This is a genomic window from Planctomycetaceae bacterium (genome assembly GCA_041398825.1).
GTDB lineage: Bacteria > Planctomycetota > Planctomycetia > Planctomycetales > Planctomycetaceae > F1-80-MAGs062.
The window spans coordinates 34,191-47,137 of the sequence record JAWKTX010000009.1 but is presented as its reverse complement, the minus strand read 5'-3'; the positions used below and the strand labels follow the sequence as shown (position 1 = coordinate 47,137).

At 53.7% G+C, this 12,947-nt stretch carries 10 protein-coding genes; all 10 read right to left on the bottom strand.

The features are described from left to right. Window positions 1–19: 19 nt before the first annotated feature. Entirely contained in the window at window positions 20–1,468 is a 1,449-nt protein-coding gene (locus R3C20_16625; GenBank protein MEZ6042130.1) for a sulfatase, read from the bottom strand. 61 nt (window positions 1,469–1,529) lie between these two features. Next, a complete protein-coding gene (locus R3C20_16620; GenBank protein ID MEZ6042129.1) occupies window positions 1,530–3,737 on the bottom strand; it encodes a tetratricopeptide repeat protein in 2,208 nt (735 codons plus the stop codon). 149 nt (window positions 3,738–3,886) lie between these two features. Next, window positions 3,887–4,270, bottom strand: a complete 384-nt coding sequence (locus R3C20_16615) for a cupin domain-containing protein (protein MEZ6042128.1) — start codon at window positions 4,268–4,270, stop codon at window positions 3,887–3,889. Between the two features lie 5 nt (window positions 4,271–4,275). After that, entirely contained in the window at window positions 4,276–6,726 is a 2,451-nt protein-coding gene (locus R3C20_16610; protein ID MEZ6042127.1) for a DUF1553 domain-containing protein, read from the bottom strand. A 36-nt stretch (window positions 6,727–6,762) separates the two neighbouring features. After that, entirely contained in the window at window positions 6,763–8,139 is a 1,377-nt protein-coding gene (locus R3C20_16605; GenBank protein MEZ6042126.1) for a c-type cytochrome domain-containing protein, read from the bottom strand. Between the two features lie 1,002 nt (window positions 8,140–9,141). Beyond that, window positions 9,142–9,540: a hypothetical protein gene (locus R3C20_16600; protein ID MEZ6042125.1), complete on the bottom strand. Its 399-nt coding sequence runs from the start codon at window positions 9,538–9,540 to the stop codon at window positions 9,142–9,144. After that, entirely contained in the window at window positions 9,537–10,040 is a 504-nt protein-coding gene (locus R3C20_16595) for a biopolymer transporter ExbD (protein ID MEZ6042124.1), read from the bottom strand. The genes R3C20_16600 and R3C20_16595 overlap by 4 nt, the downstream gene beginning before the upstream one ends. Window positions 10,041–10,100: 60 nt before the next feature. Beyond that, window positions 10,101–10,583 carry a biopolymer transporter ExbD gene (locus tag R3C20_16590; GenBank protein MEZ6042123.1) on the bottom strand — a complete coding sequence of 161 codons (483 nt, stop codon included), beginning with the start codon at window positions 10,581–10,583 and terminating at the stop codon, window positions 10,101–10,103. A 157-nt stretch (window positions 10,584–10,740) separates the two neighbouring features. Further along, window positions 10,741–11,553, bottom strand: a complete 813-nt coding sequence (locus R3C20_16585; GenBank protein ID MEZ6042122.1) for a MotA/TolQ/ExbB proton channel family protein — start codon at window positions 11,551–11,553, stop codon at window positions 10,741–10,743. A gap of 279 nt (window positions 11,554–11,832) precedes the next feature. Continuing rightward, window positions 11,833–12,945: a tetratricopeptide repeat protein gene (locus tag R3C20_16580; protein ID MEZ6042121.1), complete on the bottom strand. Its 1,113-nt coding sequence runs from the start codon at window positions 12,943–12,945 to the stop codon at window positions 11,833–11,835. Between the last annotated feature and the right edge of the window lie 2 nt (window positions 12,946–12,947).

Below are 12,947 nucleotides of genomic sequence, written 5' to 3'. Positions count from 1 at the left end.
TGGTCGCCGCGGCGACCGTTTATTTCGAATCACGATTTTTTTTTGACGGCATCACTGCACCGGTCGCGATTCTCCACGCTGCCAACTTCTTCTGCAAGTCTGCTGCCAGATCGGGGCTTGTGGCTGAACAATCTGTTTCTTCGCCCGGGTCTTCTTGTAAGTTGTAGAGTTCAAGATGGCCATCTTCGTAGAACTCAATCAGCTTCCATTCTCCGGAACGAACACACCCGGACGGCGACCCACCCTGATTGCCGTAGTGAGGATAGTGCCAGAACATGTCGGCTCGTTCCCGGCGACCTCCCTCAAGAAGCGAAACAAAGCTTTCGCCGTCCAGATGGGCATTTGGGCGAGAGTCCAGTGATGCCAGATCCAGCATTGTTGGAAAAAAATCCGTACTGATCACAGGAGAATCGCAAACGGCGCCGGGTCGTGTGATTCCGGGGGCACGAACAATCATCGGCTCGCGAATTCCACCCTCATACATCCAGCCCTTCCCACCTTTCAACGGCAGGTTGGAAGTCGGGTGTCCCTCGGATGTCGAAAGCCCACCATTATCCGACATAAAAAAAACAACGGTGTTTTCGGATAGTCCGAGTTCATCAAGTGCGTTCAGAACCTTGCCCACGGCTGAATCCATCGCTTCCACCATTGCGGCATAGACTGCATGCTCCTGAACTAACCTTACTTCTCGCTCACCCAGCTTTCCCCATTTGGCCTCCAGTCCCATGGCCTCTTTTTTCTTCTGATATTTGAGTTTCAGATCCTCCCGGGAAATCAGCGGAGTGTGAACGGAATAGAAAGAGAGGTAGGCGAAGAAAGGCTCGGTCTTGTGATTGGCGATGAACTTGACCGTCTCAGAAGCAAGTCGATCGGGAAGGTGCTCGCCTTCAGGTCCATCAGGAAGACGGATATTTCCATAGGGGCTGAAGTACTTCTTGCCACCATACGGACCACCGCGCTCCAGGCCACCAAGATTAAAGTCAAATCCCTGGTCCTCAGGAAAGTATCCCTCCGGACCCAGATGCCACTTACCGGCAAAGAATGTACCGTATCCCGCCTGCTTGAGTGCCTCAGCAATTGTAACTTCCTGAAGGTCCAGCCGATCACGATAAGGTGCTGGCAGCAACGGAGTCTGTCGCTTCCACTGTTCCGGCTGATTGGCGCCGTTGGGTGCGATGTAGTCTGTGATTCCAACCCGGACCGGGTACTTTCCTGTCATGATCGATGCACGCGTGGGCGAGCAAACCGGACAGGCAGCATAGGCATTCGTGAATCGCATCCCTGATGCCGCCAGTCGATCAATATTGGGCGTTTCATAGAAGCGACTTCCGAAGCATCCAAGATCTGTCCAACCGAGATCATCCACGAGGAAAAAGACGAAATTGGGTTTTCGAATTTCGGCAGAAGACTCCGTACCGATGGCCCGGCTGGCAAATGCCATCATCAAGCATACGAGAACAAAACGCATAGACAGTGTCCTACGATTCAAGTCGGCCGGGCCTGGTATGGGAGACAACGAATGGTGCCGCTTAGTTGCCAGACGGCGAAGGAGGAGTCCCTGAACCAGGAAATCCATTGCCGCTCCGCGGACCACCAGGCAATCCAGGGCCGCCGGGCAATCCCGGTCCGCCGGGAGGGCTGGGCAGTAGCTCCGGATGTTCATTAAGAATTGTGACCAAATCGCCGGGGACAGACACAGAGACGGTCAACACACTTTCAGAAGCACTGGCTTTCAAGCTTTGTACTGCAGAATCTGCTACAGGCTGAAGCAAGCCAGGCACTGCGCTGCGTCCCTGTGGCGTGACTGTATAAACCTGCTGCGCCATCTGAAGCAATGCGGTCAAGTGGGGGACAGCATCCGAAGCCGCCGCTGCTTCCGTCAGCAACACACTGATGTCGAGATCCAATGAATTCGAAAACCTGAAACCCAACGCAATCCCCTGCACCTTGCCCCGCAGAGCATTTGCAACGGCAGCGGCCGGTGGGGGAGAGCTTGGCGGCAACTGCGGAATGTTGCCTGACAGGCCGGCGAGAAGCGGCGTTGTAAACGCTAGTGAAGCCTGCGCGTTCTTTGGTGCGAAAGCGAACTGAGTCAGCGTACTTTCACCTTTGCCACGATCCAGGGCGGCCTTCAGTGCGTCCATGCTGCCTGTGAGCAGCGTTCGCGAATCGACCTGACAGATCGCTGTTTGAGGAAGGTCAATATTCATCCCCGCAGGAACTTCAGGCTTTGGCAACTGGTATCCGGTGAAATTTCCGTGTGTGAATTCTGCGTAACCTTTACTGGCCGCCAAAGCCTTCAGATCGAAATCCGACTTCATGTGAACGACATTGATCGCTGTCGGGTTGTTAGCGAACTGAGCCGCAGCAGCTGCCGGATTCCCTGCATTCATGAACATGCCCATGACCTTTGTCATGACATCGCCCATTCCTCCGGTAATCGACTCGACTTCCATCAACGGCAGCCCCTGCTGCTCCTCCAGTTTCTTCAGACCATCCTGGACATCCGGCCGGCTCAGAAGCGGCGAAACGAACGAACTGTTCAGAATGTCCGACATGCGAGCTGTGAAGAGCAATTCAGACTGGGGGGCCAGCCACGATGTGTCAACGGTTGTGGCGGCAATGGCCTGTGAAAATGGATTCGATGGTTTCTCTGGCAATTCTGCCGTTAGTCCGCCGGGATTAGTGGGACTACTGAATGGATTCCCTTTCGGAATCGGAGGCACGGTCGGTTTGGGTTCAGCCACGGGCGCAACAGGAGGTTCAATGACCGTTTTCGCCTCAGCTTCAGCCGCCTGTCGGAAGGCCTCCAGCGATGCCATTTCCTTTTCGGCAGCCAGAATCTGTTTTGCCGCTTCTTCTTCTCTTGCTCGCCTCGAGGTCTCCGCTGCGGCCATTAACTGTTCCCGCTGAGCAGCGTCTGCAACCTGCAGCTGCCGCTGAAAGTTTTGATATTCCGCGATGACCTGCCGTTGTTTCGTTTGCCGTGTCAGCAGTGAATCACCAGTGCTGACCTCAGTTTCTTCGATCATTCGACGGGCTTCACCCTGAACACCGGCCAGAACACGGTTGACGGACATCACCTGGTCGTAGCTGTTCTCCAGCGCGAGACCTTTGCGGAACGAATCCTTCGCCTCATCCGTCCGCCCTGATCGTACAAGTGCCACACCTCTCATATAGTGAAATCTCGCATCGCTGCCATCCTTTTCGATGGCACGATCGAATGCCGCAAGTGCATCGGCAACATTCTGCTGGCTCAATGCTTCCATCGCATTTCGGTAATCAATCGCCGCGGCAGCACGATCAGGGTCTGCAGCAATGCTGATTTTTGCCGTTCGCCGCGCCGATTCGATGGCCGCCCGAACGTCCCCCTGTACGTGTTCGAGCAATGGATTGATCAGGCGAGTCGAACTTTGTGCCACTTCAAGTCTCGCGGCTCTCGCAAAATCTTCCGCGCCATCGGCCCCCATTTGCGTCGCCAGCACACCACGCAGATACCAAACGCGGGGATCGACTGACTTCGCGCTGGCTGCTTCTTCGACCAGAGACATGGCCGTCCCCAAATCACCTGCCTGCCAGGATTGAATTGCCTGTTGCAACTTCACATCCAGCGGGGCCGAACCGGCCGAAAGAGACGGACAAAACGAATAGAAAAACAATACCAGCGCCATGACGGTCAGCATAACAGACCGGTGAAGACGCACGTCGTCTCGCTGTGGATTCGCAACAAGGGCCATTCAATCAACTCCCGCGTAGAAAGCGTTTGCACTTCCGTCAACCTGCACGCTTCAGCTGGATATCCCGCCCCGCGCGCTTTGCAGAATTGTGATCGATCTCTGATGCAGAGCACAGGAAATCTGTGAAACAAAATCAAAACGTCGCGAGATCAGTCAACGACAATTGTTTGCCCGTTCTTTCCGGCAGAGATTCCGAAGACCAGATATTCGGAATCTGTTTCCCATTCGCTCGTCATCCGATGTATTTCACCGGGATCCACGATCACCGTGTCACCTGGTTCCATTAGAACCGATGTGTCCGCAACTGTCATACGAACCCGCCCACTCACCAGAACAAACGCTTCCTGCATATCCTGGTGATAATGTGGTCGGAAACACGCCCCGGCCGGAAGTCGGGCCCAGTTCAGCATCTGCACATGCCCTTGCTGAAACACGCTCCGAGTTGCAATCACACGTTTCAGCACTCCCGGCCTCTCCTGATCTTCGTGGGATGCAGGAACAAACGGAGCGTTATCGGATGAAATGAATTGCATCAAATCTATCGATTGAAAAGGAAAGCCGGACTATTAATCAGAGCCCACATTAAATCCTCGGCGGCCTCACGCGGTGTCCCTACGGAATCAAAGTACGCCAATGACTTCTCCATCTCTGAATCTGCCGGCAGGCGGCAAAGCGTCGACAGGTAAATGGTCCTGACGAGTTCCTTGTTGTCTGCCCCCGATGCCATCGTCCGGGCGATGACGCCGTTGGGATGGATAATTGCATCACTGATGGTCGGTCCGTTAATCATGTTCAGTGTTTGCGAAAGACTGACATCGCTGTTGCGTTCGCATTCGCATGGCAGTTCTCGCGGAGGTCGACCAAACATGTCAAGAAATGCAACTTCGACCTGAGGGTCCGGCAACTGCGCTGCGCGAAATCCCGCGGGTACGCCTGGCAGGTTTCTTGGAGCTCCCGTGGCCTGCATAATGGCGTCATATAACTGCTCCGCAGTCAATCGTCTTGGTGATGAATGAGAGAAATTGGCGTTGTCATCTTCATTCCACTTGTTGGTTTCGAGACTTCGCTGATAAGCAGCCGAGTTACAAATCAGGCGGATGAGCCGTTTCAGGTCATATTGATGCTCAACGAAATCTTTCGTCAGTGCGTCCAGAAGCTCAGGGTTGGACGCCGGGTTACTTGCCCGGATGTCGTCAACAGGATCAATGATGCCACGACCGAAGAAGTAGCTCCAGTAGCGATTGACTGCACTGCGAGCGAAATAGGGATTCTCATCGGCTGTCAGCCACTGTGCCAGTTGCTTTCGCCGCGAACCATCCGATTCCACCTCCCCACTGTGCAAGAATGGAAACTGGGGAGAAGCTGGCTGATTAGTATCGGGGTTAATCACAGCTTCGGGCGTTGCCCGTGTATAAATGATTTCATCGCCATCTGCTGCCGGCTTACGGCCAACTTCCGCAAAGTAGGCGGCCAGCTCGTAGTATTGCCGCTGTGTCCACCGTTCAAATGGGTGATCATGACACTGGTTGCAATTGAATCGAGTGCCAAGGAACACCTGAGTCATGTTCTCCATGACCAGTTTTGGCTCACGGGCAATGCGATAATAGTTCCCCGCCGGATTCTCGATCGTGCTTCCCGACGCCAGGATCAATTCGGAAGCGAACTTGTCGTATGGAAGATTTGTGGCGACTGCGTTTCGGATCCAGTTTCGAAACGCCCAAACGCCGCGTTCTGTAATTGCCTTGCGGCGAGCCAGTAACAGGTCGCTCCATTTCAATGTCCAGTGATCCACATACCCCGGGTGATTCAGGAGTTCGTCGATTTTCTTTCGTCGCTTTTCGGTGCGTTCGGCTGGATCATTGATGAATGCGAGCGTCTGTTCCTGAGTCGGAGTAATCCCCGCGATATCAAGCGAAACGCGTCGGAGAAAGCTGGCGTCGTCGGCAAGTTCGGAAGGAAGGATTTTCATACGCTGCAGCTTGGCGTTGACAAAACCATCAACAAAATTCAGTTCTGCAGACTCGTTCCATTCGTAGCCGTCTCTGTTCCCGAGGATAGCGACCGGAGCTGCTGCGTAGTGTCCTTCATACCGCACAAGTGCTGCCGCTTCGCCCCGACGGACGGCCCTGACCAGGCCTGACTTTGAAACTGTCGCCACTTCAAAATTACTTGTTTCAAAAACAGCGTCACGCGTCGCGTCTCTGCTGGTGCCATCGGCATAGGTTGCAATGACGCTCAATTGCTGTTCGTCGCCGCTCGACTGCAGAAGTGGCGTTGGTGGGTAGACGACAATTCCAGTCACTCGGGCAGCCTGCTCATTAAACTGACAGCCCTCGGCGATCCATTGCTCAATCAGCTTGTAATAACGGGATTGTTCATCGAACAGAAACCCGCCCTCATGAGGAACCCCCTGCGTGGGCTTCAGCAGCATCAGACTCTGGTTTGGCACGGACCGATTGAAACGGCGGCCGGAAATGTCGTCCACAAGCGCTCGGTAATCGTATAAGGCATCGTAGCCACGCAAAGACAGCTTGAACCCATTCTTTCCACTCTGCGAACCGTGGCAGGTCCCCTGGTTGCATCCAGCCTTTCCAAGGACAGGATTGACTTCACGAATAAAATCAACCGCCACAGGCTCAGCTGAAGCGACTTTCACCGGCACCACCGCCTGAATCCCGGCGACTTCAACCACAATGCTTCCTTCACCTGCTGACGATGGATTGATGTATCCGTCCCCATCAAGCTGGCAGCAATCCCCTTCCACTCGAAACATCGACTTAAGAGTCAGGTCAATTCGCTGACCGTCCTCCGTCACTCCAGTGACCAGCAGACGTCTCGCATCACGGATAGAAGACAACTCCAGTCGTTCGGGGTAAACCTCGATCGATTTGAAAACACGCTCGGATTCCTCGCTGGCTTCCCCCCAAACGGTGGATGACTGCGTGAATACCGCTGCAATGATCAACGCTCTGACAAGAACTAATTGCATGAATAAGCCTCTCCGTGTTCGTATCATTGCCAAAAACTAACGCAAAGCCGTCGCGCTGACTTCGAGGATTGGGGCTGATGAAAAAGTCTTCTGAAGCCTACCCGATTCACTATCGAACAGTCTGATCTGACCATCAAATCCTGCCACTGCAACCTGTTTTTCATCCGGGCGAAATGAAACGGCAAACGCTGGACCGTTGATCTCCGGCAGATCAATCGTCTTCGCTGGATCGTCGGTTTGATAGATTCGCGCCGCACCACCAGTTGCCGTACTGGATCCGCACACGAACCGTGTTCCGCCTGGAGAAAAATCGATGTCGCACAGTCGGCCCGGAAGTTTTGGATACGCTCGGATCAGATTGAAATCGTCCCCGATCTTGCGAGCCTGCACACGAAAAATGCGATAAAGCCGAGGTTCACCATCAGCACCGACAGCCAGAACTTCTTCGTTCTTTGGGTGCCGTTGTACGTCAACGAGTCCGCCTTTTAACGCACCAGGAGTGATACTGGTGATGTTGTCAACAAATTGACCATTCTCAACCATGGTCAACTTCATCGACTGATCCCGACTGACGCTGATCAAATGATCGTTGGCTAAGGAAAAGGTCGACCCCAGGACCCAGTCGGAGTGGGCGTCCATTTGCATCACGACTTCTCCGGTTTCTACTTTCAAGGCCCTGAGACTATTGTCTGCACCTCCGAAAGCGACCAGCGTGCCGTCGGCGTTAAAGGAAACGCCAAACAGCGTGTCGTGCGAAATCGTTGTCGAATGCAGTTGTTTTCCGGTTTCAACAGACCAGATCTGAATCTCACCAAAAAGCGAAGGCGCACCACCCGCGACGGCCAGTGTCTGACCATCTGGTGAGAAGCTTAACGACTCAATCCGAGGCGATCGGCCAATAAGACGACGGGGAGCAGAATCTGCTTCCAGAGAATGCAGCAGCACTTCATGATACCCGGAAACGGCCAGCCATTTTCCATCAGGAGAGTAGTCCATCGTTGTCACAACAGGGGCCGTTCGATAAACGGGCGGATTTGATTCCGAGATCTCTGGCCCCAGCGATGCCGGCGTATCGTCGATTGCCCCAGCCTCGATCCATCGACGGATGGTGTCGACGTCCTGGGGGCTGAGCGGTTCAGCATTGAGCGGCATTTCTGGTTCTTCACCACTGATGTACTGGACGATGGTGCTGTCATCCGGTTTTCCCGGGATAACGCCGCCACCAGCCTCTCCGCCATGCAGCAGATCAGCAAATGACACTACAGATAGCTTTCCCTCTCGCTTTCCGGGGAAATGGCATCCCGAGCAATGCCGCTGCAGAATTGGACGGACATTGCGGTAATAGCCCGGAGATGGACTCTTTTCATCCGCGCTGACGCCTGAGAATGGCCCGAAAAGAAGAAGCAAAGACATGGCAAGGACCAAATGGCCCAGCCAGCAGGTATTCAGACAAGCGGGTAAATGAAATCCTGGCGTGTGACTCATTCGCTGACACCAATCAGGAGGGAAGGATTGGAGAGGCTTCGTTCATCTCTGCCTGATCAGGATCAGAGCTGAGCCTCGCTGGTCGAGGAGGGATGAGTGGCCAGAGTAACCGGCAATCCGCAAAAACGCAAAGAATTCAGGCGAATTAGATGTCCACAATTGTGTGCTCCATCAAACAGAATTGTTTCAACCCAGTCAGATTTTCCGCTGCGACCTCTGCATCATTGCACCATTCATGCAACGGAACCGCAGCAATTGAAAATCGCGACTGCCGATTTGAAAAGGAGATATCTCTCCTTCGGCATCGCAAACTGTAACCGCGGCCAATCGTCTATTTTCGGCCGGCCAGCCACCGAATTATTCGCACGAAGCGGCTCTCCCGAGCGTAAGACTCTCGGTAACTGCTCGAAGACCGTCCCTTTGGTTGCTCTTTACGGAAACGTTTTTTGAGGTAGGAAGCGGGCGTTGAAAGGAAAGACGCTATGGCATTCCAGAATGCCTTCTCGATGGATTCCATCTTCTTTCCCATCCGGGAAAGCAGCGGCCGAGAGCCGTTGGATCGATCGGCCCGGTGCTTCTCTACCAGCGAATTTCTGTCGCTGTTGGCGCTGCGAATAGAAAACAGCCGCGTGACAAAAGGCAGTCGACCAAGAAACGCGATGGGACGCTGATACCGTGTGAAACAGTGGGGACAGACAAACGTTCGTACCAGAAACAAGCTGACGATTCTGTCAATCGACTCTTCCGCTGCCGGCTTCAGGTACTCATCACAGAATTGACACTTGTAAGGCGAGTGCCGTTTGGATGAGCTTCTTTTACGATGTGAAGGCACAATTGCGTCCGGAGAGAGAGTGACTATTCGCGTGTCAGGTGCCGCCTCCCTCGATTCTGAAATCCTGCCATCTCCTAAACAAGCAATTCCTGAAACTGTCAGATAATTTCCGGCGAGTCGGCATCTGATCCTGTAGTCAAACGTTCATGAATCAGCGATTCTGCATGCTGATCAAATCTTCCCCGGGCGATAACCAGCCCGATTCCAGCCAGAGAAGCCGCTTCCATTCGCTGCGTACGCACGTGCGGGCCATACGCAATGGCTCGCGATCGCTGTTCGTCGTTGAGGACGGCGGCCACCTCATCAGGGCTGATCGAAGACATCCCAAAGTCCCAGACGACAATCGCTTCTGGATATTGTGCGGCCGCAGGAGAAAGTTCATCAACGGATGAAACGCGACAAAATTTCAGCCCATGCCGATCGGCAATGGCACTCAACCGGGATGTCATCATCAGGTCACTGCATAGCAGTATGACCGCGTCCGGGCTGACCATCACGGCTTGTCTCGAATCGGGGCAAATTTGATTTTGCTGATGAAACGCACCATCTTTCCGTTGTCCATTCGCCCGGAGCATGCGCTGATTGCTGCAATCACGTTCTCGTAGTGAAGCCCGTATGCGGGGTCGATTTCAACTTCCTGGTCTTCCGCAATCTTTGAAGAACCCGCAGCTTCCAGAGCTCTGATGCTGCGAAATACTTCTGCATTCAACAGTTGAAATGCGCCTTCACCTTTCCCCAGTGGGTTACCATTGAAGTAGAGTTGCTGCAATTCTCCGGTATCGGGATCCGCTTCCATCCTGACCTTGAAGGGTTGCAGGTCGGCGCTGCTGGAACTGCTTGCCGGCTTTCCAATCGGCATATTGATGTCGAAGTCACCCTCTGGTTCAATAATTTTCAACGTCAGCATGAAGAAAATCAAAAGCTGAAACACCACATCAATCATGGGTGCCATTTGCGCTTCGATTTTCGTCTCACCAGTTCGGTTTCGAATCTTCATGATTGGTTACACTCGCAGGTCAGAGCCTTTGCGTCGATACGGAATTTGGCAGAATCACCGTCAGAATCCGTCAACCTTCTGCGTAGCCTTTAGCGCAAATCGTTCAAACTGGATGTCGTCTTCCTGACACATTTGAATGAGTTCCTGGACTTCTCCCGATTTCACATCTTTGTCCGCCCGAATCTCGACAGTCACATCGCTTTTTTCTTTTCCAATTGCCTCGTAGAAACGAGCCTCCTGTCGAAGGCGATTCCTCACCGTATCGATCGTGAACTTCTGATCGCCGTCAAAGATGTAGGCAGTTTGATCGACGATGTTCCCCTGTACGTCACGATCAAACCCGAAATTCAGTGTGAAAGCGCTTTCGCGTTTGGAAACCGGGGGTTTCGCAAGCTGATCCTTGGGAAGAGACACCCGCTCGTCGGCCTTGTCCTGCTCGAAATTGCTGATCACCATGAAGAAGGCAATCAACTGAAAGACAATGTCGATCATCGGAGTCATATCGACTTCGGGAACCGTCGATGGCTGGCTTTTGATCTTCATTTGCGAAACCCGGAGCTTGGAATCAATCGAACATCGATTTCACGTGAAACAGGAGGCATAAAGGCCTGTTGAAAAACGGGAGCAGCCTGAGCAGGAGACCTTACAATATGACGGTTTACAGCCGTCCAGCGTGCCTGCCCGATTTTTCAACGGACAGCTAGCTCTTTTGCTTACCTGCCACGGCAAATCGGCTCATGAGTCCTTCGCTCACCATACCGATTTCGAGGACGAGGCGTTGAATTCGATTCTTCAGAATGCTGTAAAACACCATCGCGGGGATGGCGATCCCAAGTCCGATGAGGGTTGTAAAGAGTGCGGTTGAAATGCCCTCAGCGAGTTCCGATGGCTTTGGAGACACTGCAGATGCCGCAATCTTATTGAAGCTCGCGATCATCCCCTGAACCGTCCCCATCAGTCCAAGCATGGGCGCCACTGTACCAATCAAGGCCAGATAGCTCAGGCGATGCTCCAGTGCCATGTTTTCATCCTCGCCCGCTTCCTGCATCCCTTCAACGGCTTCGGCATAGCCGCGACTAAGCCGCCCCATTCCCGCAGCAAGAACTCGCGCGACGAAGGAATCGTCACTGCGGGCCATTTCGTAGGCATTCTGGAAATCTTTCGCGTTGAGTTTCTGTTCAAATTCCTCAACGAACTCGTTTGGCAGCAAGACATCGCGTCGCACCTGCAGCATGTTCATCATGATCAGGGCCACCATCACGAAGGACAGTAACGCGAACACCATCAGCCAGAACCAACCCAGGGCACTGATCATCGACTGCAGAAAACTGATGCTTTTCGGCTCCGGGGTTGCTCCATCTGTCGTGGCCGGGGCGTTGTCAGCAGCCGGAGCTGCCGTTTCCGCTGGTGCGCCATCATCCTGAGCACGAGCCGAAGACATAGTGGAGGGAATGGTAAGCACCATCAGAGCGAACATCAGGAAAGCCGCCCATTTGGTTCGGGTCGCGCTCAAGTTTAGCGTGCTCTGGAGGTCAGCCGAGGTCATGTTCCGCATTGTGATCAATCTCCGTGCAGGGTCGCACCCAACAGGCTTTTGAGTTTATACCGGACGGACAACCCTGGCATAGATTGCCCTCCCTTTCCGTATGAGTCTGTTCTTCTACTGGCAACAGGCGGGTAACTTTAATACCTGTTTGATCATCCGTCACCTCATTTAACTGCCCGAAACCCCCGAGCCTCGGAAACTTGTGCAGCTTACCGGTGAGCGAGGATATAACGGGCCATCCGGCGTCTAGTTGCCCGCCCGCATCTGTTTCGCCCAGGTACTGTTCGGGTATTTTTCGAGCAGACGCCCGGCGGCGTCATCAGCCCGATCAGCGTGCCCTGCAGGCCCCCACAGCTGTGACAATCGGTACAATGCCTGAGCATGTTCGGCTGGTTCTGAGGCGTAAAGGACATCCACGTGGAGATAGGCCATCATGGCTCCCTTCGGCGAATTCTTCTGGCGGAGGCAATCCCCCTTTTTATTCCATGCTTCAGCAAGGACGCGCGTATCTGCATCGCCAGCCTTGAAAATCACATCATCCAGGGCGGAAATGGCCTGATCCACCTCTCCCTGCTGAAGTTGACACATTGCCTTCCCAAGCATCCCGTCAAACATCGCTGTGGTCGCAGAAGTGTCGCCAGTGCTTTGCTGAACGACCTGATCGAATGCGATTGAGGCACCATTGACGTCCCCTGACGAAAGCAGCAAACGCCCGAGCTGCACACCAGCCTGCAGTTGAAACCCTTTCACAGAAGAAGCTTGAACCTGCTGGAGCAGAGTTTGCGCATTTGCTGTATCGCCGGCTCTCGAAGAACTTTCCGCTTCCAGAAGGCAGGCTTCGAGGAAGCGGAAATTCGTTGGAAATCCCGTTCGGAATTCCTGAATAGACTTCAAAGCCTCGGGCTGCTTTGCAGGATCTGCTTCCGAAAGCTTGACCAGTGTTCGAGCGATCAGAAACTGGACTTCGGCCGACACCCGTTTGTCACCACCCCCAAGTTCGCTCTGTACTTGTTGATACTTTTCCAACGCGACATCCAGTGCCCCGCTGCGTTCGTTGACCTGAGCCTGAGACATCAATGCCGGCTCTGCATCGAACCGGACGTTCCTGATGTCTGAGACCGGCACAGATTCAAGCTTCCCGTTCGAGAGCTTGATGGAAACAGACTCCACGGTCATATCGGTGAACTCGCCGCGAAGTGTCGCTCCATCACTCTTACGCGTCACCTGATCGGCCCGTGCTTCAGACGCGACAGCAAGAAAGCACAACACCGCAAGAAGTATCCCTGCGTGAGATACCGACCGCGGTTCTCCGGAAGTGTGGCACAGCTCTGTCATCGTGAAAGTTCTCAGAGATTTCATAA